At 62.9% G+C, this 24,332-nt stretch carries 18 protein-coding genes; 11 read left to right on the top strand and 7 right to left on the bottom strand.

Annotated features, from left to right (window positions below):
• Positions 1-17 precede the first annotated feature (17 nt).
• From J8C01_RS09785 to J8C01_RS09800, 4 genes are all read left to right on the top strand, one after another.
• On the top strand, positions 18-1,211 hold the full coding sequence (locus J8C01_RS09785) for a class I SAM-dependent RNA methyltransferase (protein WP_211431786.1): 1,194 nt from the start codon (positions 18-20) through the stop codon (positions 1,209-1,211).
• Between the two features lie 162 nt (positions 1,212-1,373).
• The gene (gene rsmH, locus J8C01_RS09790; RefSeq protein ID WP_211432719.1) at positions 1,374-2,315 is read left to right on the top strand and encodes a 16S rRNA (cytosine(1402)-N(4))-methyltransferase RsmH; all 942 of its coding nucleotides are present in this window, start codon (positions 1,374-1,376) and stop codon (positions 2,313-2,315) included.
• Between the two features lie 72 nt (positions 2,316-2,387).
• Complete coding sequence (locus J8C01_RS09795; protein ID WP_211421994.1) at positions 2,388-2,726, top strand: hypothetical protein; 339 nt, start codon at positions 2,388-2,390, stop codon at positions 2,724-2,726.
• Positions 2,726-4,858 carry a penicillin-binding protein gene (locus J8C01_RS09800; RefSeq protein WP_211431787.1) on the top strand — a complete coding sequence of 711 codons (2,133 nt, stop codon included), beginning with the start codon at positions 2,726-2,728 and terminating at the stop codon, positions 4,856-4,858. The genes J8C01_RS09795 and J8C01_RS09800 overlap by 1 nt, the downstream gene beginning before the upstream one ends.
• 48 nt (positions 4,859-4,906) lie before the next feature.
• On the opposite strand, the gene J8C01_RS09805 is transcribed toward J8C01_RS09800, so the two are convergent.
• The 3 genes from J8C01_RS09805 to J8C01_RS09815 are packed head-to-tail and all read right to left on the bottom strand — an operon-like array spanning position 4,907 to position 7,627.
• A complete protein-coding gene (locus J8C01_RS09805; protein WP_014100472.1) occupies positions 4,907-5,332 on the bottom strand; it encodes a DoxX family protein in 426 nt (141 codons plus the stop codon).
• 24 nt (positions 5,333-5,356) lie between these two features.
• The gene (locus tag J8C01_RS09810) at positions 5,357-6,436 is read right to left on the bottom strand and encodes an SMP-30/gluconolactonase/LRE family protein (RefSeq protein WP_249355442.1); all 1,080 of its coding nucleotides are present in this window, start codon (positions 6,434-6,436) and stop codon (positions 5,357-5,359) included.
• 27 nt (positions 6,437-6,463) lie between these two features.
• Entirely contained in the window at positions 6,464-7,627 is a 1,164-nt protein-coding gene (locus J8C01_RS09815; protein ID WP_014100474.1) for a 1-deoxy-D-xylulose-5-phosphate reductoisomerase, read from the bottom strand.
• A gap of 157 nt (positions 7,628-7,784) precedes the next feature.
• Here J8C01_RS09815 and fabD point away from each other — a divergent pair, with 157 nt between their 5' ends.
• The 4 genes from fabD to J8C01_RS09835 all read left to right on the top strand — a co-directional run bounded on the left by fabD (position 7,785) and on the right by J8C01_RS09835 (position 14,942).
• Positions 7,785-8,717 carry an ACP S-malonyltransferase gene (gene fabD, locus J8C01_RS09820; protein WP_014100475.1) on the top strand — a complete coding sequence of 311 codons (933 nt, stop codon included), beginning with the start codon at positions 7,785-7,787 and terminating at the stop codon, positions 8,715-8,717.
• Between the two features lie 130 nt (positions 8,718-8,847).
• The gene (locus J8C01_RS09825) at positions 8,848-10,041 is read left to right on the top strand and encodes a type IV pilus twitching motility protein PilT (protein ID WP_211431788.1); all 1,194 of its coding nucleotides are present in this window, start codon (positions 8,848-8,850) and stop codon (positions 10,039-10,041) included.
• Positions 10,041-11,339, top strand: coding sequence for a chromate efflux transporter (gene chrA / locus J8C01_RS09830; RefSeq protein WP_211431789.1), 1,299 nt, complete (start codon positions 10,041-10,043; stop codon positions 11,337-11,339). The genes J8C01_RS09825 and chrA overlap by 1 nt, the downstream gene beginning before the upstream one ends.
• Before the next feature lie 171 nt (positions 11,340-11,510).
• The gene (locus J8C01_RS09835) at positions 11,511-14,942 is read left to right on the top strand and encodes a two-component regulator propeller domain-containing protein (protein WP_211431790.1); all 3,432 of its coding nucleotides are present in this window, start codon (positions 11,511-11,513) and stop codon (positions 14,940-14,942) included.
• 46 nt (positions 14,943-14,988) lie between these two features.
• Here J8C01_RS09835 and mgtE read toward each other — a convergent pair whose 3' ends face one another.
• The 3 genes from mgtE to J8C01_RS09850 form a co-directional block, all read right to left on the bottom strand.
• The gene (gene mgtE / locus J8C01_RS09840) at positions 14,989-16,371 is read right to left on the bottom strand and encodes a magnesium transporter (protein WP_211431791.1); all 1,383 of its coding nucleotides are present in this window, start codon (positions 16,369-16,371) and stop codon (positions 14,989-14,991) included.
• 227 nt (positions 16,372-16,598) lie between these two features.
• On the bottom strand, positions 16,599-17,567 hold the full coding sequence (locus J8C01_RS09845) for a branched-chain amino acid transaminase (RefSeq protein WP_211431792.1): 969 nt from the start codon (positions 17,565-17,567) through the stop codon (positions 16,599-16,601).
• Between the two features lie 112 nt (positions 17,568-17,679).
• On the bottom strand, positions 17,680-19,218 hold the full coding sequence (locus J8C01_RS09850; RefSeq protein WP_211431793.1) for a MocR-like pyridoxine biosynthesis transcription factor PdxR: 1,539 nt from the start codon (positions 19,216-19,218) through the stop codon (positions 17,680-17,682).
• A 163-nt stretch (positions 19,219-19,381) separates the two neighbouring features.
• Here J8C01_RS09850 and J8C01_RS09855 point away from each other — a divergent pair, with 163 nt between their 5' ends.
• The 3 genes from J8C01_RS09855 (at position 19,382) to J8C01_RS09865 (ending at position 22,799) form a co-directional block, all read left to right on the top strand.
• On the top strand, positions 19,382-20,371 hold the full coding sequence (locus tag J8C01_RS09855; protein WP_014100482.1) for a histone deacetylase family protein: 990 nt from the start codon (positions 19,382-19,384) through the stop codon (positions 20,369-20,371).
• Positions 20,368-21,063, top strand: a complete 696-nt coding sequence (locus tag J8C01_RS09860) for a hypothetical protein (RefSeq protein ID WP_211431794.1) — start codon at positions 20,368-20,370, stop codon at positions 21,061-21,063. The genes J8C01_RS09855 and J8C01_RS09860 overlap by 4 nt, the downstream gene beginning before the upstream one ends.
• Positions 21,064-21,131: 68 nt before the next feature.
• Complete coding sequence (locus J8C01_RS09865) at positions 21,132-22,799, top strand: hypothetical protein (protein ID WP_211431795.1); 1,668 nt, start codon at positions 21,132-21,134, stop codon at positions 22,797-22,799.
• A gap of 114 nt (positions 22,800-22,913) precedes the next feature.
• Here J8C01_RS09865 and glnA read toward each other — a convergent pair whose 3' ends face one another.
• On the bottom strand, positions 22,914-24,323 hold the full coding sequence (glnA, locus tag J8C01_RS09870) for a type I glutamate--ammonia ligase (protein ID WP_014100485.1): 1,410 nt from the start codon (positions 24,321-24,323) through the stop codon (positions 22,914-22,916).
• Between the last annotated feature and the right edge of the window lie 9 nt (positions 24,324-24,332).

Here is a 24,332-nt window from a genome sequence, read left to right on the forward strand (position 1 = left end):
CAGGAAGGGGGCGCCCGATGGACGACTCCCTCGAACTCTGGATTGAACGTCTCGTCGCCGGCGGCGAAGGGCTGGCCCACCTGCCCGATGGGCGTGCCGTCTTTATTCCGCAGACAGCGCCGGGTGAACTCGTGCGCGTTCGCCTGGTTGAAGAAAAACCCACCTTTGCGCGCGGCCGCCTGCTGGAAGTACTCCAGCCTTCGCCGGTGCGGCGTGCCGCGCCCTGTCCGCACTATGGCACGTGCGGCGGCTGTCAGTTGCAACACGTCCAATATGCCGCCCAGGTCGAGGCCAAGCAGGCGTTCATCCGCGAGGCGCTGCTGCGCCTGGGACAAATTGCCTGGGATGGGCCCATCCCGATGCGAACCGGCCCCGAATGGGGCTACCGCAGCCGCGTCCAGTTCAAGCTGGCCGCTGATGGTCGGCGGTTGCGGGTTGGGTTCTATGCGAGTGGCACCAATGACCTGTGTGACATCGAGACCTGTCCGCTGCTGGCGCCGCCGCTGGCCCGGCTTCCGGCTGTCCTGCGACAACAGGCACCGTCCTCTCTGGCTGGCAAAACCCTGGACATTGCCCTTGGGGATGACGATGGGCTGTCTGCCTTCCCGGCTTTTGCTGACCTTCCCGGTCGCCCTGTTACCCGCCGCATCGGGCATTTCGTCTATACCTACGACGCACGCTGTTTTTTTCAGGTCAACCGGGAACTCGTGGCGGCGCTTGTCGCTGAAGTCGTGCCGGACGACCTGCCTTTCGGCGGGTTGGCTCTCGATCTCTATGCCGGCGTGGGCTTGTTCACCCTGCCGCTGGCGCGGAAGTTCCGGCAGGTGCTGGCCATTGAAGCCTCTCCGAATGCCGTGGCCTTTGCCCGCGAAAACATCCGGCACAACCAACTGACCAACGCCCAGGTCGTCGCCGAAGACTGCGCCCGGTGGATGCAGATGCGGGCGGCTGCCTTTACCGACCGGGTGGACTGGCTTGTGGCGGACCCGCCGCGTGCCGGTCTCGATAGCGCCGTCCGCACGGGGTTGGTGACAATTCGCCCCCGGCAGATTGTCTATGTCTCGTGTCATCCGGCGACCCTGGCGCGCGACCTGAAAGTGCTGCTGGCGCACGGTTATCGCCTGACGAAGCTCGTCGGACTGGACCTGTTTCCCCAGACGGCCCACGTTGAAGTCGTGGCGCAGCTTGTACGGGGCGATGCCGGCAACTGACGCCGCCCACGCACCGGAACATCAGGTAAAACCTTTTCTTCCAGCAACTAAACCTTTCCAGAAAGGCCGGTTGTTCCCGAAAAAAGCCTTCTTCCGGCTTGACCCCCGGCCGGAGGCTGCCTACTATCCCGCTCTGGCAAGGTGATTCTGAAGTCGCTCATGATGCCTGACCCGCTCCCGCAACACACGCCGGTCCTGGCGGCTGAAGTCCTGACGGCACTTGCGCCGGCGCCGGGCAAGCGGTTTGTGGATGGGACGGTCGGGCTTGGCGGTCACAGCGCCGCTCTTCTGGCGGCCGGCGCACAGGTGCTTGCCATTGACCGGGATGCCAGCGCGCTGCGCCAGGCCGCAGAACGTCTTGCCCGGTATGGCGACCAGGTGTGTTTCGTTCACGCTGACTTTCGTTCCTTGAAAACGGTACTCAACCAGCCGGGATGGTCGGAGGTGGACGGCATCCTCGTGGACTTGGGGGTTTCTTCCTGGCAGCTCGATGAACCGGTGCGTGGTTTCAGCTTTCGCCACGACGGACCGCTCGACATGCGCATGGACACCTCGCAGCCGGTCACGGCCGCGGACATCGTCAACACCTGGGAAGAAGAGCCGCTGGCGGAGGTGATCCGGCAGTGGGGCGAAGAACGCTATGCGCGCCGGGTTGCGTACCGCATCGTTCAGGCCCGCCGCCAGACCCCCATCAGGACAACCGGCCAGTTGGCGGCCATCGTCCGGCAGGCCATTCCACAGCGCGGCCCGCAGCGGATTGATCCGGCAACCCGTACGTTTCAGGCCCTGCGGATTGCCGTCAACCGGGAACTGGACGGCCTGGAAACCTTCGTCTCGGAGGCCACGGATGTCCTTGTACCAGGTGGACGATTGGCAGTCATCACCTTTCACTCGCTCGAAGACCGCCCCATCAAACAGGCCCTGCGCCGGGAAGCCGGCATCCCCGATGATGACGCGCCGACGGACTTCTGGGGACGCCGGGTGACGCCGACGCCACGCCTACGGCTTCTGCACCGGCGGCCCATCGTGCCGACGGCCGCCGAAGTCGCTTCCAATCCACGGGCGCGCAGCGCCAAACTCCGTGTGGCAGAGCGACTTCCATAACGTGGCAGCCGCGCGCCCGTGCCAAGAACGAACTCAGGGGGGACATCTCAACGACATGGTGGAGAGGCTGGTATGTCTCACTATCGCTATGTTTCCCCGGTTGCCAACCGGCCGCGCCGCCCCTCTCTCGACTGGCGGCTGTTTTTCCGGTGGTCAACGGTAGGGATCATCGGGCTGGTGCTGGCCGCAGGTTTTGGCTTCGCGGCCTGGCAGCAGTTGGAAGCCCTGCGCCTGAGTTACGAAACCGACCAGTTACGCAAACAACTCGACGAACTGACCCGTGAACGGCAACGGCTCGAAATTGAGCGGCAGCGTAAGCTTTCGCCGTTGCTGCTCAGCGGCACCACCCGCGCCCACAACTTTTCCCCGCCACGGCCAAGCCAGACCGTCCGCGTGGAGGTGCGTCGCTGATGCCGACGGGTCGGGCCCTGACCACACGCATTGCCGCGCCAATCCGCAACGCCCCAACGCCCATGACGCGCCGGCGGCGGGTTTCGGCCGCCGACGGCCCGGCAGTGACGGTGGACTGGAGACTGGTCACCATCGGCGGGCTGCTCGGCCTCTGGATGCTCATTGTCATCGGGCGACTCGTCCAGCTCCAGGTCTACCAGGCCGCAACGCTGCGTGAAAAAGCCGAGCAGCAGCAGCAAAAAACCTTCAGGACAACGCCGGCGCGCGGCACCATTCTCGACCGCCAGGGCCGTGAACTCGCGACGAGCCTCAAGGTCGCTTCGGTGTATGTGGCCCCGCAGAATATCCGTCCCGAAGAAGACCGGCGGAAACTGGCGGCCACGCTGGCAGCCGTTCTGGGGCTGGATGCGGACAAGGTGCTGGAAAAGCTCACCAGCAAGCGGCCCTTCGTGGCTCTGAAGCGCAAAGTCAGCCCGGAAGAGGAAAAGGCCATCCAGAATCTGGGGCTGCCGGGCGTTGAACTCGTGACCGAAATGCAGCGCCATTACCCCCAGGGACTGGTCGGCGCATCGGTCATCGGTTTTGTCGGCCTCAGCGAGGATGAAGTGGAAGAACGCGGCAAAGCCGGCGTCGAACGGGCGTTCGAGCAGCATCTTCTGGGCCGTCCCGGACGGGTCATCGTCGAACAGGACGCGCGCCGCAAGGTGTTCAACGTCCTCGAAACCGCCCCCGAAGTCGGGCAAAGCCTCATCCTGACGCTCGATGCGCAGATACAGTTTGAAGTTGAACGTATCCTGACCGAAGCCCTCCGGGAACAGGGGGGCAAAGGGGGGGCGATTGCCGTTCTCGAACCGGCGACGGGTGAAGTCCTGGCGCTGGCTTCTTCCTTCGGCGACCCGCTCCACGAACCGCCCCGAGACGCCGAGGCGCTGCTGCGCCGGTATCGCAACCGGGCCGTGATGGACCACTACGAACCCGGCTCGGTCTTCAAAATCGTCACCTACGCCGGGGCCTTCGAGGAAAAGCTCCTGACGCGCCAGCAAAAGATTGACTGCCAGGGCGGGTCCATCCAGATGAACGGCCACACCATTCTCGACGGTGGACGCTACGGGGCGCTGACGGCCGAAGAAGCCTTTGCGAAATCCTCGAACGTGGCTGCCATCAAAACCGGCCTCCGGCTGGGACGCGACCGGCTGCTGCGCTACGTCGAACGGTTTGGCTTCGGGCAGCCAACCGAGGTTGGTCTGGCCGGAGAAACGCCGGGCGGGGTCGGCCAGTTGAGCGATACCCTGCTGGGCGCGGTGCCTATGGGCTACAGCGTCAATGTGACGCTGCTTCAGTTGTGCGCCGCCGCGGCCACAATTGCCAATGGAGGCGTCTGGGTTCAGCCCCATGTGGCCCGGCGTATCGTCTCGACCACCGGGGATGTGCTGCTCGACATCAAGCCGCGTACCCGCCGCGTGGTCAGCCGCGAAACCGCCCGTGAGATGACCGAGTTGATGCGGGCCGTAGTTGAACGTGGCACAGGTAAACGGGCCTCCGTGCGCGGTTACACAACCGCCGGCAAAACGGGGACGGCCAAAAAGGTCGAGCGTGGACGCTACTCCGAAACGCGCTACGTGGCCTCGTTCGTCGGCTTTGCGCCGGCAACCCGCCCGGCGCTGGCGATTGCCGTCATGATCGATGAGCCACCCTACGGACGCCACCACGGCGGGGATGCTGCCGCCCCGATCTTTGCCCGCGTCGTGGAAACCCTGTTGCCGCTGCTCAAGATACCGCCCGACACTTCACCGGAGATTGACCCGGCCTGGGCCGCCGGAGCGCCCATTCCCACCGAAGCCACCCCCGACGGCGAGGTGGCAGACCGCCCGGCGCCGCTACTACTCCCCATGACACAGGCAACGGTTCTGGCTGCGCCCCCGAACCCGGAAACGACTTCCGTCGTCACGGTCGGCGACGCCCGGCGGATGCCCGACCTGCGCGGACTCAGCCTGCGGGCGGCCCTGACGGCCTGCGCCAAGGTTGGTGTCCGGCTGGAAGCGACCGGATTCGGCACGGTACGGACACAATCCGTCCCTCCCGGCACCCTGATCACCGAAGGCATGGCGTGTCAGGCCACACTTGATCACTAGGCGTTTTTGTCGGCAACGCGCCGCAACCGCACCTGGACGTGCGCAGGGTCAGTCCGCTTTGGAAAACCTGGAAAGCTGGGCATCGAGCGACCACGCGCCCGCGCCTGAAAACAGCAACGACAGCGCGCCCAGCATCAGCACGAGCGGATATTCCTGCTTGTTGAAGCCATCGTTGGCATGGGCGATGAAAGCAGCGACACCCATCGTCAAAGCCACAAACACGGCGGCCCAGCGCGTCGCCAGACCAAGCACGAGGGCCAATCCACCCAAAAACTCGGCGGCAATGGCCGCCCAGCCGAAGACCGTCGGCAGCGGAAATCCCAACTTCCCGACAAAACCGATGAACCGGCCCGGATCGCCAAAGAGCTTTTGCGAACCGTGAATGACCATCGCACCGCCAACAGCCAGACGCAGCAGAAAGGGGCCGCCAGCCGAGAGCCGGTCAAGCCACGGCAGCCAGAGCAGGTTTTTCACGTTATCTCTCCATCCGGTTGGAATTTATTTTGGTGGCTCAAGCGGAAAGACACCGATGCCTTTGTCTTCCAGACTGCCCAGGTAAAGCCTTCCCCCGTATTCGACCACATTGGTGACGGGCGCAAAGGCCGTGGGCGCCGGGTCCTGCAAGTTTCGGATGACTTCCCCCCGGTCGTTGATGCCAAGGACGAAACCGTAGTGGTCGGGCTTCGGCTGAAAGGTGCGCGGCAACCGCACCACCATTTTCCGCCAGAAGGGCTGTGGCAGCAGACGGTCAAGCACGGGGTTGCGCCGGGCAAAGAGCGCCACCCAGAACACGCCGTTCTGACCCGTTGAAACGCCGTCGGGAAAGCCCGGCAGATTCTCGATGAGCGGCTCAACCTGGCCGCGCCGCTCGCCGGCCAGCCAGTAGCGCAGCAGCCGGTACTTGGCCGTCTCGGCCAGCACCAGAAACTGCTGGTCAGGACTGACGGCAACGCCATTGGCAAAGTACAGGTTGTCGAGCACGACGCGCGTCGTCTTCGTTGCCGGCTCATAGGCGAGCAGGCGTCCGTTGGGGCGGTGCTCCAGGAAGTCCAGACGGTATTCAGGCTGGCCGAACTTCCACGAAGCATCGGTGAAATAGATGGTTCCGTCAGCGGCAATGTCGAGATCGTCGGTAAACCGGAAGGGCTTGCCGCCAGCTTCCGTGCTGAGTACCGACACCGTGCCGTCGGGGGCGATGTCCAGCAGGCCGCGAAAGCAGTCCGCCACGATCAGGTGGCCGCGCTGGTCAAACTTCAGGCCCAACGGTCGCCCCCCCGTGGAAGCGAACCGTTCCGGCGTCCCTCCCTCGACCGGCAGGCGGTAGATGGTGCCATCCTTCGCGCCGGCATAGAGACGCCCATCGGGGCCGACCGCCACATCTTCCGACCCGACAATGACATCGGCCCCAAGTCGGGCCACTCCAGCCAACGCCTGGTTGACGGCATAGACCCCTTCCAGCTTTGGAGCCGGCGGCGGCGTCCAGGCAGCGGCATCAATCCCGACCGGGTAAAAGAGCAGGTAGAGAACGCCCAGCAGCACGATGCTGACGCAGGCGAGGATGAGATTCCCAACTTTCACAGGCACTCCTTTTCACTTCATTCCCGGCTACCGGCCAAGGGCGGTAATCATCTGCTGCGCTTCACGCCGGGCCCAGGCATCCGCTGCCAACACAGCTTCAAGGGACGTGGTGGATTGTCCATCGTGCCGGGCCAGCGTGGTCTCGATGACGTAGGGAATATCCACGAACCGGATGCGTTCTTCGAGAAAGGCTGCCACGGCTTCTTCGTTGGCGGCATTGAGTGCGGCCGGGAACGTACCGCCGGCGCGCAAGGCTTCGTAGGCCAGCCGCAGGCACGGAAACTTCACCGGGTCCGGCGGATAAAACTCCAGCCTGGCCACGGCCGTCAGGTCGAGCCGTTCAACCGGCGCCGGCCGGCGTTCCGGGTAAGTCAGGGCGTACTGGATCGGATGCCGCATATCGGCCACGCCCAACTGCGCCATCGTTGAGCCATCCACAAAAGCCACGAGCGAATGCACGACCGACTGCGGATGAATGACGACTTCGATCTGCTCCGGCGGCAGGTCATACAGCCACCGGGCCTCGATGACTTCCAGCCCCTTGTTCATCAGGGTGGCGGAATCAATGGTGATTTTGCGCCCCATGGTCCATGTCGGATGCCGCAGCGCCTCCGCCAGGGTAATCCGGGGAAAGTCCTCCACCGGCAGCGTCCGAAAGGGGCCGCCGCTGGCCGTCAGCACAAGGCGGTACACTTCCGTGCGGGCGTTGCCCCGCAGGCACTGGTGCAGGGCGTTGTGTTCGCTGTCCACCGGCAGGACTTCCGCCTGACATTCCCGCGCCCGGCGCATCATGAGTTCGCCGGCCATGACGAGCGGTTCCTTGTTGGCAATGCACACGCGGCGGCCCAACTCAATGGCGCGCAACGTCGGGAGCAGTCCGCGTCCGCCGACCACGGCAGACATTACCACGGCGGCTGCCGGGTGGGTGGCCACAGCCACCATCCCTTCCACACCAACGGCAACGTCACCCGTCCAGTCCGGCGCAACGAGTTGCCGAAGCTGCTGCGCGGCAGCCTCATCCGCCACGGCGACGAGCTGTGGACGGTAGCGCCGGATTTGTTCAGCCAGCCGTTCGACGTTCCGCCCGGCGGCGAGCGCCACGACCGTAAAGCGGGGCGCCAGGTGCTCGACGACATCAAGCGTGTTGCAACCAATCGAACCCGTCGAGCCGAGAATGGCCAGTCCTGTCATGAGCTGTTTCCAGAAACAAAAAAGTGCGCTGCCGGCGCATCCGTGCTTGACGCGAGTCTATCGGTTCCGAAAACGTATGCAACCACAAAGCCTGAGTCTGCTTTAGCGTTGATGACCGCTTCCGGTGAACCGGTCCGGCGCGGATGGATGTTTCACTATGCTGGCTTTTCTTTTTCCCGGACAGGCATCGCAGTACGTCGGCATGGGGCGCGACCTCGCCGCCGCATTTCCCGAAGCCCGCGAAACCTTCCAGGAAGCCGATGATGCCCTGGGATTTGCCCTCAGTACCCTGTGCTTTGAAGGACCCGAAGCCGAACTCAACCTCACGGCCAACACCCAACCGGCCGTGCTGACCCACGCCGTAGCCACCTGGCGCGTCCTGCGCCGGCAGGGCTTTGCCCCCGGCATCGTAGCCGGGCATTCCCTGGGGGAATACAGCGCCCTTGTCGCGGCTGGTGTGCTCGACTTTGCCGATGCCGTCCGGGTGGTGCGGCGACGCGGACAGTACATGCAGGAAGCCGTTGCGCCGGGGGTGGGGGCCATGGCGGCCGTTCTCAAGCTGGACGCCCAGACCGTCACGGCGCTGTGCGCCGAAGCTGAGCAGGACGGCGAGCTGTGCCGCCCGGCCAACTTCAATGCCCCGCAGCAGACGGTCATTGCCGGCCATCGTCCGGCGGTGGAACGCGCCACCGGGCTGGTCCGGGCACGCAAGGGCCGGGCCATTGAGCTTCCCGTCAGTGCGCCGTTTCACTGCCCGCTGATGAAACCGGCGGAAGAAAAACTGGCGCGGGATTTGGCCGAGCTGACCTTTCACCCGCCACAGTGTGCCGTGGTGGCCAACGTCAACGCCCAGCCCACGACCGAAGCCGAGACGGTGCGGGCAAACCTCATTGCGCAGGTCTGCGCGCCGGTGCAGTGGGTCGCGTCGGTTCAGACCCTCGTTGCCCAGGGTACGACGACTTTTGTCGAAGTTGGACCCAAAACAGTACTCACCGGGCTGGTACGGCAAATCGTGCCCGAAGCCGTCACCTTCCAGGTGGAGTCCCCGCAGACCCTCGAAACCTTCGTAGCCGGGATGCGCCTGCCTTGACAAAACGCCGGCTTGTGCAACAGTCAGCAGCAACCCTGCCAGATGCTTGCCCCAAACGACCCGATGGCTTCCGTTCCGCTGTCACGATGTGCGTGTTCGTTATCACCTTGCGTTGACGGGATGACTGCTTATGGACAAAAAAATCCTTGACCGCATTCTCACCATGGCCGTCAAAAGCGGCGTCTCCGACATTCACTTTCAGGCTGGGAGCGTTCCCCTGTTCCGCTACAACGGGACGTTGATGGATGTCAAATATGATGTTCTGACGCCACAGGACACGGAACTCATCGCCCAGATTCTGCTCAAGAATGACCGTCTGCACGCTTACGATGAGTTTGTCGAAAGGGACGTGTCCTACGGCGTCGAAAATGCCGGCCGCTTCCGGGCCAATATCTTCAAGCAACGCAACAGCTTTGCCATCGTGTTGCGCGCCATTTCCATCGAAGCCCGGACGCTGGAACAACTGAACCTGCCGCCGACGCTGGCGCACATTGCCGACCTGGGCCGCGGCCTCGTCCTTGTGACCGGGGCCACGGGCAATGGCAAGTCCACCACCATGTCGGCCATGATCGAGCACATCAACCGCACGCGCAAACTCCACATCATCACGATTGAGGACCCGATTGAGTTCCTCTACAAAAACGACCGCAGCATTATCACGCAGCGCGAAATCGGGCAGGACACCCGCTCGTTTCCGGAAGCCCTGCACGCGGCCCTGCGCCAGGACCCGGATGTGATTCTGGTTGGGGAAATTCGGGATGCCGTCACCTTCGACACAGCCCTGCGCGCAGCCGAAACCGGGCATCTCGTCTTCAGCGCCATTCACACGACCGATACCCAGAAAACGATTTCCCGCGTCCTGGGCTTCTATCCGCCGGAAGAACAGGCCGTGGCGCGGGCCCGGCTGGCCGACAACCTGGCGGCCGTTATTTCGCTGCGCCTGTTGCCGATGGCGAACCAGCAGGGGCGCATTCCGGCCGTCGAAATTCTGCGCATGTCGAGCGCCGTCCAGGAATGCCTGCGCAATCCCGAAAAGCTCAACGATCTTGGGTTCGTCATTGCCCGCAGCCGTGAGTACGGCATGATGACCTTTGACCAGCACCTTGTGGAGCTGTGCAAAGCCGGCAAGATCACGCCGGAAGTGGCCCGCGCCGCTGCGACCAACCGCCTTGAGTTTGACAAGGCGATGGCCGCTGAACGGGCAGCCGCCCCGCCGGCTTCGGAAGCTGCGCCGGCCGCGACCAGTCCGCCTCTGACAACGGGGGGGCCTGAAGCCAAATCCGGGACAGATGATGGCACTGGCAAAACCTATTCGTTTGTCTGATGACTGCCGCACCTGAAGCCGAAGCGGCCGGGCCAGACACCGGGCTGGACATCGCGCTGGACGCCGAACCGCGCCCCACTCTGCGCCAGTTGGGTGGGGATTGTCTTTTGCTCGGCGCGACGGCCTTCGGTGGCGGAGCCATGATCAGCCTGCTTCAGGATCGGTTCACGCAGCGCCGCCGGTGGCTCCGTGACCGGGAGTTTCTCGAAGCGGCAACGCTGGCGCAGAGTCTGCCGGGTGCCATTGCCACGAACACAGTGGCGTTCGTGGGCTACCGGCTGCACGGTCCCGTTGGCGCGCTGGTGAGCATGACACTCTATGCCCTGCCGTCCTTCGTGCTCATGCTCGTCTTTGCCGCGCTCTATGGGCACCTCCGGGACATTCCTTCTGCGACGGCCGTCCTGACGGGACTCAACGCCGCAGCTTCCGGGTTGGTGGCGGTGACGGCTGTGCGCCTGGGACGGCAAGCCGTTGCCATGCGCTGGCAGGGGTTGCAGGCCGCGGCCGTCTTTGGATTGGCCATATCCTTTCCGGCGCTGACGCTGTATCTCATCCTGCTGTCGCTCCTCGGCGGGTTGCTCTGGGCAGCCTGGCAGCGTCGGATGCCTCCCGTACCTGAAGCCACAACACCTGAAACAATCGTACATGCCGGCGCATCGCTGCCACTGCGACACCACCTGCTGCTGGCCACAGGGCTGGGCCTGCTTGTGACCGGCCTGTGGCTTGGCAGCGGCTTCATCACTGAGCCATTCCTCCGGCGGCTTGTGCAGCTTGCCCTGGTCACGCTCAAGGTTGGCGGGCTGACCTTTGGCGGCGGCTTCGTCATCATTCCATTGCTGGGGCATGAAGTCGTGGATGTGCACCTCTGGCTGACACCGAAGGAAGTGTCCGACGCGGCGGCGCTGGGACTGTTGACGCCGGGGCCATTCGTCATTGCCGCCGCCTTTATCGGCTACCGGGTGGCGGGGCTGGCCGGGGCAGCCGTGACGACCCTGGGCATCTTCGGCTTGCCCCTGTGGCTCGTTGTCATGGTCGCCGGGGCCGTCGAACGCTTTCGGCAGAATGCTCTGGTACAGGGTGCGTTGCGCGGTGTGATGCCCACCGGCGTGGCGTTGCTCGCCGCAGCGGCCGTCACCATCGGAAAGGGCGCCTATACACCTGACCTCTACACGTGGGTGCTTGCTCCCGGTCTGGGCCTGACCAGCGCCTGGCTGGCCGGACGCCACCACACCAACCCAATGTTCATCCTCTTTGGCGGCGCCTTGGTTGGTCTGGCCGGCCAGTGGCTGTTTGCCTGACCATTTCTGTGCGGCATCTCACGGAAACACGGTTGAAGCCCGGAACGCAGCACAGTAATCCTGTTCCGGTTACTGAAAGCATCACTTCGGGGGCTTCAACAGGCTTTCAACCAGGCCGGGCTTGATTCAACCAAAGGCGCTTTCGATTTTGCTGCCCTGCCGCCGCCCCTTATGCCCGCTCTGGCCTGGACCTTCATCCTGATCATCCTTTGGTGGAGTATTGCTCCAGGGCAGGCCACAACTCCGGTGCCCCGCAATCCGACCTCGGCCGGCGCCGTCTTTGAGCCGTTCACGCAGGACCAGGGGCTTTCCAACAACGGCATCACCTGCCTGCTTCAGGACCAACGCGGCTTCCTGTGGATTGGGACGGAAGACGGACTCAATCGCTACGACGGCTACGGCTTCAAGGTCTATCGCCACCGCCCTACCGACCCCAACAGCCTGCCCGCAAACTTCATCCGGGCGCTGGCGCAGGGCCCGGATGGGACGCTGTGGATGGCCACTGATGGGTGCGGGCTGTGCCGTTACGATGCCTGGACGGATCACTTCGTAAGCTATGCCCTCACACTTTCCCCAAAGGAACGCTATTTCAGCAGCATCGAAGTCAGCCAGGATGGGTTGGTGTGGTTGGGTGGCAATGACGGCCTCGTTTGCTTTGATCCCCAACCCAACGTCAGCGCCGTATATCCTCTCTGGCGTGACCTTCACCTGCGGTCGCCCGCCACGTATGTTTCAAGCACCCTCGAAATTGCCCCGGACCGCCTTCTGGTGGGGAGCAATCACGGCGTTCTGCTGTTCGACCGGCAGAACAAACGGTTTTCCATTGTCCTGCCCTCTCCTCCACACTTGCAGAAAGGAGAGGTTGTACAGCTTCAGTTTTCCGGCCACATCGTCGGACGACTTCGGGATGGTCGCATCTGCGTTGGCTTCATCAACTGGGCCCTGTTTCTGCTTGATCCACAAACGCTGCGCGTCACCCAAGGATACGACCTGGAAGGACGCCCGCTCACCGGCGACAACCGGGGGCTGCCACTGCCACATGACGCCTCACAGCATGGCAAGGCCGTGTTTCTGGATCAGTCCGGGAGTGTCTGGATTTTCAAACGCTTCTCGGCTCCCAGACGCCTGGACCTCGCCACGGGTGAGTTGACCTTCATCCAGAACACAGTCCCTTCGGGCACATTCAAAGCCCAGGAACCCATGGTGATGATGCAGGATCGCTCCGGGGTCTTCTGGTTTGGCGACCGCATCAACGGTCTGCTGAAGTTCTCTCCGATACGCAACCGGTTTGAAACCTATCGCCACCACCCGTTTGACGACAAATCACTCGTCAACAGCTACACCCGTGGCATTCTGGAAGACAGCCGCGGCCGGCTCTGGGTCTGCTCGCAGTTTGGCGGTATCAGCCGGCTGGACCGGCGCACCGGGCAGGTGGAACGCTACAACCTCCACTTCGCCTCAGCCACCAGGCGCCCAACTGAGGCGGTCTTTACCATCTGCGAAGACCGGCGCCAGGTGCTGTGGGTTGGGACGGAATACGGACTCCACATCCTGAACCCGGAACAACGCCGTCTTCAGCCAGCCCCACTGCCGCAACTGCCAATCCTCGCCACCCAGGCCCTTTATGAAGACCACCGGGGCCACCTCTGGATTGGCATGGCGGGTCGGTTGTTTGAGGTCTCACCCGATCGCAGGACCGTCACCGACCAGACGAAAGCCTTTGGTCTCGCCCCCACGCCGCCCCCGCCGGACGCCGTGGGGGATGACATACAGTGCTTCTATGAGGACCAGCGTGACCGGCATCTCTGGATTGGGGGCATTTATGGGGCGGTGCGTTATGACCCGGTACACCAAACCCACCGGACGTACCGCATTGAGCGCAAACCGGCCTGCGGCGTCCCTTATGTCACAGGGTTTGCGGAAGGGATGGACGGCACGCTGTGGATGGTGACCAAGGGTGCCGGGCTGTGCCGCTTCGACCCACAGCGCGAGACATTCACCCACATCACCGAAGAACAGGGACTGCCACACAACAACTGCTATGCCATGTTGCCCGACACCGATGGGACGTTCTGGCTCAGCAGCGACGCGGGACTGTCACACGTTGATCCGCAGCACCTGACCTTTCGCACCTACACCGTGGACGACGGACTGCAAGGGCGCGAATTCAACCGCTTTTCGGTTTTTCAAAATGCCCGTGGCGAAATGTTTTTCGGCGGCACGCAGGGCCTCACCATCTTTCATCCGTCCCACGTGAAAGAGGACCGGTCGCCACCGCCGGTCGTGCTCACCAAAGTCAGCATTAACGGCCAGCCACAGCCGGCCATTGAAGGGAAAAACCTCACGCTCGACGCCGACCAGAACACCCTGGAGGTGAGTTTTGCCGCCCTGGATTTCCACGTTCCCAAAAACAACCAGTATCAGTATTGGCTGGAAGGGTTTGACCGGAACTGGCGCGACGCCGGTACACGGCACGAAGCGACCTACACGAACCTTCCCGCCGGACGCTACACCCTTCACGTCAAGGCGGCGAATCACGATGGTGTGTGGAATGCCGGGACCGTGCTGTTGCAGATGGTGATCCGCCCGCCGTGGTGGCAGACCTGGCCGGCGTACCTGTGCTTTGCTCTGGCTGGAAAGCTGGTTTTGTATGGTGGCCTCCGCTGGCGGCTGCGCCAGTTGACGGCCCGGACGCAGGCGCTGGAAGCCACCGTGGCGGAGCGCACGCAGGAAGTTCTCCGCAAAAACGAGGAACTCATTGCGCGCAACGTGGACATCGCCACCGGCAAACGCGAGATTGAAATTCAGCAGCGCAACTTTCTGGAGAGTCTGACCTACGCGCAGATCATCCAGCGGTCCACCCTCCCCACCAGTGCTGAAATCCAGCGGTTGCTTGGCGAGCACTTCATCCTCTGGAAGCCCAAGGACATCGTTTCTGGGGACTTTTACTGGGTTCACCGGCACCACGACCTTGTCATCTTTGTGGTGGCTGACTGCACAGGTCATGGCGTGCCGGGGGCGTTTATGTCCATGATCGGCAACGACCTGCTGGGGAACATCGTCATCGAGCGGCAGGTACTCGCCCCGGCTGAACTGCTCCAGCAGCTTCATCAGGGCGTCAGCCGCGCTCTCAAACAGCAGGACGACACCGGACTTCCTGATGGCATGGAAGCATCAGCGTGCCGACTGGACCTGACGACGGCCACGGTGACTTTTGCCGGGGCGCGGCAATCGCTGTATGTCGTGGCCGACGGAGCGCTGGCCGAAGTCAAAGGCGACCGGCATGCAATTGGCGGCCGGCAGTCCCGGCGGCAGGCGCGGGTTTTCACCAACCACAATGTGGACCTGACGCCCAACACCATGCTGTATCTGGCTACCGATGGCTTTGCCGACCAACCCGACCCCCAAGGGCAGAAATTCAGAACCCGTCGCCTACGGGAGTTGCTGGTCAAGGTGGCTGACCTGCCGCTGCCGGAGCAGCAAAAGCGTTTGGAAATCGAGCTGGCTGCGCACATGGGCCCGGAACCACAGCGCGATGACATCACCCTGGTGGGTGTGCGCTGGGTTCCACACCACCACGCCGCGCAAAACGGTGAGGCATAGCACTGGAAGCTGAGCGGCTGGAAGCCGGTTTCCGGGAGTTCCCGCTTCACACGCCGAGCAGCCAGCGCGCGGTGAAGAAGTAAATCAGCAGTCCCGTGATGTCCACGATGGTCGTAAGCGCCGGGCTGGCAACCACGGCCGGGTCAAGCTTCAGGCGTGCGGCCGTCAGTGGCAGCAGCGCCCCAATGAGCGTTGCCGTCACCACCTGCATCGCAAGCGCCAGACTGATGACGCGCGCAATGTTGCCTAAGGAAAACCCGGGCGGAATCTCAACGCCCTGCGAAAGCCACATGACCTTGGCCCAGGCCAGAATCCCCAGCACTGCCGCCAGAAACACACTGACTTGCAGTTCCTTGAACAACACCCGCCAAACGTCCCGGGGCGAGATTTCACGCAGCGCCAGCGCGCGCACGACCACCGTTGCCGACTGGCTGCCCGTATTGCCGCCGGTATCCGCCACCATCGGCATGTAGAGCGCCAGAATGATGACCTGCGTCAATGTGGCTTCAAACTCGTGGATGATGATGCCCGACACCAGTCCCAGCGCCCCCAGCCCGACGAGCCATCCCACCCGGTGCTGCACGTGCTTCCAGACGGATGTCCGCAGATAGCCATCCGTGCCGGTGCTTCCGGTAATGGCCATGAAGCGGTGCATGTCTTCCGTGTGCTCCTGGGTAATGATGTCAATGGCGTCGTCGTGCGTGATGATGCCAACCAGCGCCCCTTCCTCATTGACGATGGGGAGCGCAATGAGGTCGTACTTCTGGATGATGCGGGCGGCGTCTTCCTGGTCGTCGCTGGTTTTTGCCGAGATGACATCCTCGTGCATGATGTCGCGCACGGTGGCGTCCCGGCGGGCCAGGATCAGGTCTTTGAGCGAGACGAAGCCGAGCAGCCTGCGATCGTCGTCCACCACATAGGAGTAATAAATTGTTTCCTTGTCGGGCGCGACCTCGCGCAAACGTTCGATGGCGGCGGCTACCGTCAAATCCGGCGACAGCGTGGCGTAATCCGAAGTCATCACGGCGCCGGCCGTGCCGTCTTCATAGTTGGTCAGGCGGCGAATGTCTTCCCGTTCGGCCTCGGCCAGTGCTGGCAGGACGGCGTCGCGGGATTCCTCCGGCAGACGACGAAACAGATCGGCCCGGTCATCAGGCGGCATATCGGAAAGCAGCCGCGCCATGTCGGCACGGGGCAGCGTCCCGACCATGTCCACCTGCAGATTGGGTTCCAGATGGCTGAAAATCTCCGTCCGCAGGACAGGATCAATATCGCGCAGCACCTCCCACACCGCCTTGGGTTCGAGCGCCGAAAGCGCCTCGGCCGCAGCAGCCGGATGGCTTTTCTCACACAGATGACGCAGTGCGCCGTTGGAACCAGGCGCAACTTCCTGGCTGGTGGAAGGACGGGCGGCTGGTTGGCGTTTCACCGGAGCACACCTCGACAGGCAGGATGGTGCGAAGCCGGTGGTCTATCCAAGGAAGACCACACAAAAGGCGGAAGTATGCGCCTTTGTGGTGCGGAGCGTCAAGCCGTCCTGGCCTGACCGGTGATTTTACCCTGATGGGCATCACCACCGGCCAGGCAGCGGCAAAACGGTAACGATTTCAGCCGCCATAGCAGCCAGGTCCGTGGCAGGGCCTTGTGAATGGGCGTTCAATCACCAAACCCGGCCAGACAGGCGGTATCTTCGACATACGCGGAAGCCATCTGGCACGGCAGCAACCAGTGGCGGTAGTGCGGCACCCGTCCGCGTACCACATCGGCATACAACGCCTGCAGGCGGCGCGTCACCGGCCCGGACTGTCCGTTGCCAATGGGACGGCGATCCACCGCACCGATGGCGGCAATCTGCGCCCCTGTCCCGCAGAAAAAGATTTCATCGGCAATGTAGAGTTCTGAGCGGTCAATGGGACGGAACTCGGTTTCGATCCCCAGCTCCCACCGCGCCAGTTCCACGACCGTGTGGCGCGTGATGCCTTCCAGAATGTCAGCATAGACCGGGGTTGTCACCAGCCTGCCGCCGCGCAGGATGAACAGGTTCATCGCCGCCCCTTCCGCCACCTTGCCGGCGGCATTCAGGACGATGGCTTCATCGTAGCCGTTGTCGCGGGCTTCGGTGGCGGCCAGAGCCGAGTTGACATACGCCCCGCAGATTTTCCCCCGCGCCGGAATGGCGTTGTCTTCAAGGCGTCGCCAGGAAGAAACGCCCACGGACAGCGGACGGGAAGTATCCACGTAGTCGCGCATCGGCACGACAAACATGGTGAAGTCTTCGCCAGGGGAGAGTTTCGTGCCGATTTGACGCGCGGTTTTATAGACCAGCGGGCGGATATAGACATCCTCACGGTAGCCGTTGCGACGCACCAGCTCCGCCGTCAGCTCGCATAGTCCATCCGCGTCATAGGGCAGGCTCATTTTGAGCAGGGAAGCATTCTGGATGAGACGTATGAAGTGTTCCCGAGGGCGAAACAGGTACATTTCCTCGTCGTCCCCGTTCCAGTAGCCACGAATACCTTCAAAAACGGCGGTGCCGTAGTTGAACGCATGCGTCATGACGTTGATGTTGGCTTCGGCCAGCGGCACGAAGCGTCCTTCAAAAAAGGCAATTTCACGATGGCGCATGAGGTGTCATCTCCCTTGAATAAGGACTCTCTCAACCAACTTACACGCCCGACCGGAAGATCGGAGCCAAAAAGTCATGACGCGCGTAATTGCGCACAAACACTGCGCCGCACTACACAAGCGGCACGGTCTGGCTGTGAAAACGCTCGGCCGTACGCCCGGTCGCACGCCCCAGCATGGCTTTGGCCGTCGTACCAATAACGCGCATGCCGCGCTCGATCTGTTCGAGCGTGACATGACCGTAACTGAGCCGAAGCGTATTCCGCTTTGGGTTATCGCTGTAAAACAACCGCCCGCGACTGAACACCACCCCCTGCTGGCGTACCTGATAGAGCAGTTCCGTCGCATCCAGGGACGGCGGCAGTGTCACCCACAGGAACAGCCCCCCGGCCGGCTGTGTCCACACGGTTTCAGCCGGAAAGTCCTCCGCCAGCCGCCGCAGCATCAGATCGCGGCGCGCCCGGTAAATCGGACGGATTTTCTCCAGGTGCGCTTCATATCGCTTGCGGCGGCAAAAATCCCACAGGGCGGCCTGCAGCAGTGGCGAGGTTGTGATGTCGTTGTTCTGCTTGAAGGCGGTCAGACGGGCAATCACCGGACGCGCCGCCGCACACCACCCGATGCGCAGGCCCGGAAGCAGACTCTTGGAGAAGTTGCTGACGTAGATGACGTGTTCGGTGTCATCCAGCGCCTTGAGATGCGGTAAGGCGTCGCCGTCGAACCGCAGGTGTGAACCGTAGTCATCTTCGACAATCGGCAGGTTGTGCTCCCGCGCCAGTGCCAGCAGGCGGCGGCGGCGCTCCCAGCTCAGACAGGCCCCCGTCGGATTCTGAAAACTCGGCACGACATAGACCAGCTTGGGACGCTGCACCTTGAGCACATTTTCCAGTACGTCCACACACAGCCCGTCTTCATCCACCGGAATGGGCAGCAGGCGGGCGCCCGCCAGGGCAAAGGCCGTCATGGCGCCCGGATAGGTCGGATTCTCAATGGCCACGGTATCGCCCGGCGAAATCAGGGCGCGGGCAATCAAATCCAGCGCCTGCTGTGACCCGCTGGTGACAATGATGTTTTCAGCCGTGACCTCCGAGCCACTTTCGCGCATGCGCTGGGCAAGGTATTCACGCAGCCGCTCGTACCCGGCCACCGGCCCGTAGCGATAGATTTCATCCCCCAGCGTCCGCTCGGCAAAATGGAGTGAGTTGCGGAACTCGCGTGTCGGAAACGACGCCGCATCAGGAAAGGACCCGGAAAAGGAGATAACGTCGCGCAGCGTGCTGACCTGATAAAGATCGAGCAGCGATTCAACCACCGGACTTTGCGCCCGTTCGGAAAACATCCCCTCCCAGACCATCTTGCGCGCCGGAGTCCGCCGCGCCGCGCGCTCATCAAGCCGGGCCACTTCCGCCAGCTTCTGCCGGGCGACGAATGTTCCCCGTCCGACAAACGATTCCACCACGCCATCGGCCAGCAACTCGTCGTATGCCATGGCGACCGTACTGCGATTGACCCCAAGCTGCCGCGCCCATTCGCGTGTGGCCGGCAGACGCGCGCCCGGCGCGAGCCGGCCCTCCCGGATGGCCTCCAGAACCGCCTGCTTGATTTGCAGGTACACCGGCGTTCGGGAATGATGGTCAAGCGGAACGTGCATGCCGTGGCAACCAGTGGGGGACGCGAAAGGCTGGATTGATTTTTGGCGCTTGGCACACCATTTTATGCCGGAGCAGCGTGAAGGAAACAGCCATTTCACATTTTTATCCCAGCCATTTTCGCCGACCGGAAACCGTCAGACCGGGAGTGGAGGTGCAACAACGATGTCGCAGACGTGGCTTTTTGCTCCCCCAACCCATGCCAACCACCTCACAGGAAGCCATCACCCTGAAACCGCAGCGCGCACGACCCGCATCATCCGCGCCCTTGAGCAGGACGTACACGTGCAGACCGCCTGCCAGTGGGGAATGCCGCGCCCGGCGACAACCGACGAACTGGCGCGGGTTCATACGCCAGACCACCTGGCACGGGTCGCCGAAGCCAGCCGGGCAGCGCAGGCGCGGCAGCAACTCGTGGCGCTCGACCCGGATACAGTTGTGTCGGCCGGGTCATACGAAGCCGCTGGCGATGCGGCCGGGGCCGTCCTGGCCGCCGTTGAGGCCATCCACCAGGGAAAGGCCCGGCGGGCTTTTGTGGCCGCGCGCCCGCCGGGACATCACGCCACCCCGAATCGGGCAATGGGCTTTTGCCTGTTCAACAATGTGGCGGTTGGCGCGCGGCATGCCCAACATCTGGGCTTTCAGCGGGTTCTCATCGTGGACTGGGACGTGCACCACGGCAACGGCACGCAGGACATCTTCTATGCCGACCCGTCGGTATTCTTTTTTTCCATCCACCAGTTTCCGCACTATCCCGGTACGGGAAGCCAGTGGGAACGTGGCGTCGGTCCGGGCGAAGGTTTTACGCTCAACGTTCCACTACGCGCCGGAACGCCGGCTGCCGCGTATCTGGAAGCCTTTGAAGCCGGGTTGGAAACCATTACCAGTCACTTTCACCCCGACTTTGTGTTCATTTCGGCCGGTTTTGATGCCCACGTCGCCGATCCGCTTGGCAACCTGAACCTGACCGACCGGGATTTCGTGCAGATGACGCATCTGGTCAACAAAGTGGCTGACCGCTTCAGCGCCGGGCGGCTCGTGTCGGTGCTGGAGGGGGGCTACAATCTGGACACCCTGCCCCAAACGGTTTGTCACCATGTGGCGGCGCTGGCCGGCGTGGCGGAAGAGGCGCCGGCAGCCGGGGAAAAACCATGACACGCTCTGTCATCGCCAAGCGCCTGTCCAGACGACACCGTTACGTCAAGGGAAACGGCCAACGCCCGACTGGTGGCAGACGGCCCCCGCTGGCACGGGCGCTGGCCCAGTTGCGGCGCATCAAGCAGCGTTTTGCGCGCTACATCGGGAAAACCTACGGGCACCTGGCGGCCGACTGTGCGACCTGCCCGACACCCTGCTGCGCCGACGCCCAGTTTGTCAACGTCCACATTGTACGGCTCGAAGCCAAAGCCATGCTGGCCACCCTTCAGCACAGCCCCAAGTATGGCCCGGCCAAAGTACGGGAAGTGCTTGCCCGGGCGGCTCACGCTGTGGCGCGCTATGGACTGACTGAAACCGGCGACACCTTCGGGCAGACTTACGCATGTCCACTCTTTGAGCCGGGCGTGGGCTGTCTTGTCCACTGGAAGGCCAAACCGGCGGCCTGTATTCAGCACGGGTGCTATGAACGCTGGGAAGACCTGCCGGAGACAGGCACGCAACGGCGCGTCGAACGCCAGGTGGCGGCTTTGGATGCGGCTGTCCACGGCGCACCTTCCACCTGGCTGCCCATTCCGCTGTGGTTGCTCAGGGCAGCCGATGAGGCGGATGAAAGCCTTGATTTCCGGGACGAAGCCGAGCCCCCGCCCCGCGTACAAACAGCACGCGAAGGCTTTTCCAGCCCGGATTGACCGCGTAAGATGCTTGGCCGCAAGGCAAGCCAGCTTGCCAAACGGAGAGGTCAAGCAGAGAGGGCGTCATGCCACCCACGGTCTGGTGCGCACAGCATGCCGTGCGCTTCCCTTTCAATCCGGGATCAGATGAGCAGACCTGTCCGGCCGGACACAGCATACGGCTTGAAGGCATAGTGGGCTACTGCCCAAGCTGTGACCTGCAGTGGGACGTGCGTGAGGTCGAACAGCCGGAAACCTGCCCCTACTGCCAGACAGGCAATGTCCGGCGGTATCTCTGCCACACCTGCCAGCGGCTGACCTACCTGCCCCCTGAGTCGGCAGATACCACTTGCCGGGGTTGTGGGACGCCTTTTGCCCAGACAGTGCTTCCCCATGCGTGTCGCGTTCTGCGGGCAGAAGTTGTGACCGGTCGGCAGGTGTGCCCGGCCTGCCAGGAATCCATCCGGCAACGGGCACCTGCGCCGACGACCAAACAGAGCACAAACGGAGTGACGCCAGCCGCCGTACCAGTGACCGTACCGGCGGCGGCATCGGAGACCGGTGCAGAACAGACGGACAGGCCAGCCGAAATAGAAGATGCCGGGGGCATCCGGCTCACCGGACCTGTCCGGGTGCGGTCGTTGCACGCCACCTATGGCTCCCGCCTCGTGCGCGTTCACTTCGACTACAACCGGCGTCGCTTTTTCCGCAACGAGAAAGGGCTGTTTTTTGCCTGCGGCGTCGGCGCTCCGCCAACGCACTATCACATCATTCCGAGTTGGTCGCGTTTTGGCGTCGCGGGTGATTTCGTCCACTGGTTTTCGGAGATATTCGACTGCCCACAACCAAAAGGTGGAGACATCTGGGTTCATGCGCCGGCGGTGGCGGACGCCGAAGGAACCCTGCTCCACAAAGGACTGCTGGAGATTGACCGCCCGCCGGAAGCTGTCCTGTGGCCCCGGCCACAGTCGCACCACACACCCGTTGAACCGGAAGCTCCGGCCCGGTATTTCCCTGCGCCGGTACCACCGCTGACCGCCGGTGTGCCGGTCAGTTCGGTCGTGGATGTGACTCCCGCAACGGTTGCTCAGCCCCAGCCGGCGGCGCTGCGTACCGGACAGCCGGCTGGCGCAACGGTCAACCGGCAGCCCCAACCGGCAAGGCGGCGGTGGATGCTCGCCGGACTTTTGCTGCTCTTTGTCGCCATCGGTGTCGGGCTGGCGATCTACTTTGTTGCACTTGCCCCTTACCGACCGGCAAACCCAACTGTCAACAGCGGGAATCCAGCGCCAGCTCCTCCTCCAAATCAGCCGCAGACGACAAACCAGACCAATCAGCAGGCTATCCTGGTTGCCCTGGAAGGGCTGACGCTCGCCTTCAACGGGCAACTGACAGAGACCTACGCCACCTATTTTGACCGTACGTTGCGCCCGTATGGCAATCGCCGTGAAGCCCCGGCCAGGCAGGCAGTGGATGACCTGCAAAAGCTGGCCGAAACCTACACCGTGACGATGACGCACGAGAATCCGCAGGTGGCAGTTGACGCCCAGGGTGCCCAGGCGACGGTCACGGCCAACCGCCTGCTGAGCGGCCGTCACCGGCAAACCGGACAACTCGTGAAAGCTACGGAGCGTGTGACCTACCGCTTTGTCAAGAAGGGATCGAACTGGCTGATCGCCGGCATCAGCCACCCGGCCGTTTTCCCATCTGCCACGGCCACGCCGAAGCGTACACCTGGCACCTCCCAACGCTGAACATCGGCGACAGATGCCAGCCACCGCGCCCAATCGCTGAAAAACAACCGCCGGCGCATCGGGTTTCCGAAACACCGGCGGCTGAGGTAGCGCGGGTGAAATTCCCCCCTTGGGCTATACGTCGAAGTACAGTTGAAACTCAATCGGGTGCGGACGCAGGCGCAGCGCCTCGACTTCACGCTTGCGCTTGTACTCAATGTGGCGCGTAATCAGCTCCCTGGTGAAGACACCGCCGGCAAGCAGGAACTCGTGGTCGGCTTCGAGCGCCGCCAGAGCTTCTTCAAGCGAAGCCGGAAGACGCGGAATGTGCAGTTTTTCCGCTTCGTCCATGTCGTAGATGTCCTTTTCGAGCGGCTCACCGGGATGGATTTTGTTCAGGATGCCATCGAGTCCGGCCATGAGCATGGCGGACAGGGCGAGATATGGGTTGCAGCTTGGGTCAGGTGGGCGAAACTCTAGGCGCTTGGTCTTGGGATTTTTCGAGAGCACTGGAATCCGAATCGCTGCCGAGCGGTTGCGTGCCGAGTATGCCAGATTGACCGGGGCTTCATAGCCCGGCACCAGCCGCTTGTAGCTGTTGGTGGTCGGGGCAGCAAAGGCTACGACGGCCGGGGCGTGCTTGAGCAGGCCGCCGATGTAGTAGAGCGCCATTTCCGACAGGTCGGCATACTGGTCACCGCCAAACAGGGGCTGTCCGTCTTTCCACAGCGACTGATGGCAGTGCATCCCGGAGCCATTGTCGCCATAGAGGGGCTTGGGCATGAACGTCACCGACTTGCCGTACTGAAGGGCGGTGTTCCGCACGATGTACTTGAACAGCATCAGGTTATCGGCGGTCGTCAGCATCGAGGCAAACCGGAAGTCAATTTCGCACTGGCCGCCGGAAGCCACCTCGTGGTGGTGACATTCGGGGGAGATGCCAACCGCTTCCAGGTTGAGGGCAATTTCAGAGCGCAAATCCTGCAGGGAGTCGAAGGGCGGAACTGGCACGTAGCCTTCCTTGGTCCGAATCCGAAAACCCAGGTTCTCGTCAGGGTTATCACTTGTCCAGTTGCCTTCGCCGCTCTCAAAGCGGAAAAACGCATGGTGCGGCTCGTTGAGAAAACTCACGTGGTCGAAGACGAAAAACTCAGCTTCCGGGCCGAAGTAGGCCACGTCCGCCAGACCGGTTGAGCGGAGATAGGCTTCGGCGCGCTCGGCAACCGAGCGGGGGTCGTAGATGTACCCTTGGTGCGTCAGGGGTTCAACAACATCCGCGAAAAGACAGAGGGTGGGTTCCTCGAAAAAGGGGTCAATCCAGAACCGCGACGGGTCTGGAATGAGCAGCATGTCGCTTTCGCTGATGTTGGCCCAGCCCCGAATGCTCGACGCATCAAAGCCGAAACCTTCGGTAAAGCTCTCTTCCGTCAGTTGCGAGATAGGGAAGGAAATGTGTTGCCACGAGCCGGGGAGGTCGGTGAAACGCAGGTCAACGAACTTCACGCCTTCGTCATTGGCGAAGTTCAGGACGGATTTGGGATCCATGTGGATACC

Source organism: Chloracidobacterium sp. D (assembly GCF_018304685.1).
GTDB lineage: Bacteria > Acidobacteriota > Blastocatellia > Chloracidobacteriales > Chloracidobacteriaceae > Chloracidobacterium > Chloracidobacterium thermophilum.

Bases quoted from the DNA above. Each gene is read 5' to 3' on its own strand.
- J8C01_RS09785 (WP_211431786.1), top strand. From the start codon at position 18: ATGGACGACTCCCTCGAACTCTGGATTGAACGTCTCGTCGCCGGCGGC.
- rsmH (WP_211432719.1), top strand. From the start codon at position 1,374: ATGCCTGACCCGCTCCCGCAACACACGCCGGTCCTGGCGGCTGAAGTC.
- J8C01_RS09795 (WP_211421994.1), top strand. From the start codon at position 2,388: ATGTCTCACTATCGCTATGTTTCCCCGGTTGCCAACCGGCCGCGCCGC.
- J8C01_RS09800 (WP_211431787.1), top strand. From the start codon at position 2,726: ATGCCGACGGGTCGGGCCCTGACCACACGCATTGCCGCGCCAATCCGC.
- J8C01_RS09815 (WP_014100474.1), bottom strand. From the start codon at position 7,627: ATGACAGGACTGGCCATTCTCGGCTCGACGGGTTCGATTGGTTGCAAC.
- fabD (WP_014100475.1), top strand. From the start codon at position 7,785: ATGCTGGCTTTTCTTTTTCCCGGACAGGCATCGCAGTACGTCGGCATG.
- J8C01_RS09825 (WP_211431788.1), top strand. From the start codon at position 8,848: ATGGACAAAAAAATCCTTGACCGCATTCTCACCATGGCCGTCAAAAGC.
- chrA (WP_211431789.1), top strand. From the start codon at position 10,041: ATGACTGCCGCACCTGAAGCCGAAGCGGCCGGGCCAGACACCGGGCTG.
- J8C01_RS09835 (WP_211431790.1), top strand. From the start codon at position 11,511: ATGCCCGCTCTGGCCTGGACCTTCATCCTGATCATCCTTTGGTGGAGT.
- J8C01_RS09845 (WP_211431792.1), bottom strand. From the start codon at position 17,567: ATGCGCCATCGTGAAATTGCCTTTTTTGAAGGACGCTTCGTGCCGCTG.
- J8C01_RS09850 (WP_211431793.1), bottom strand. From the start codon at position 19,218: ATGCACGTTCCGCTTGACCATCATTCCCGAACGCCGGTGTACCTGCAA.
- J8C01_RS09855 (WP_014100482.1), top strand. From the start codon at position 19,382: ATGTCGCAGACGTGGCTTTTTGCTCCCCCAACCCATGCCAACCACCTC.
- J8C01_RS09860 (WP_211431794.1), top strand. From the start codon at position 20,368: ATGACACGCTCTGTCATCGCCAAGCGCCTGTCCAGACGACACCGTTAC.
- J8C01_RS09865 (WP_211431795.1), top strand. From the start codon at position 21,132: ATGCCACCCACGGTCTGGTGCGCACAGCATGCCGTGCGCTTCCCTTTC.
- glnA (WP_014100485.1), bottom strand. From the start codon at position 24,323: ATGGATCCCAAATCCGTCCTGAACTTCGCCAATGACGAAGGCGTGAAG.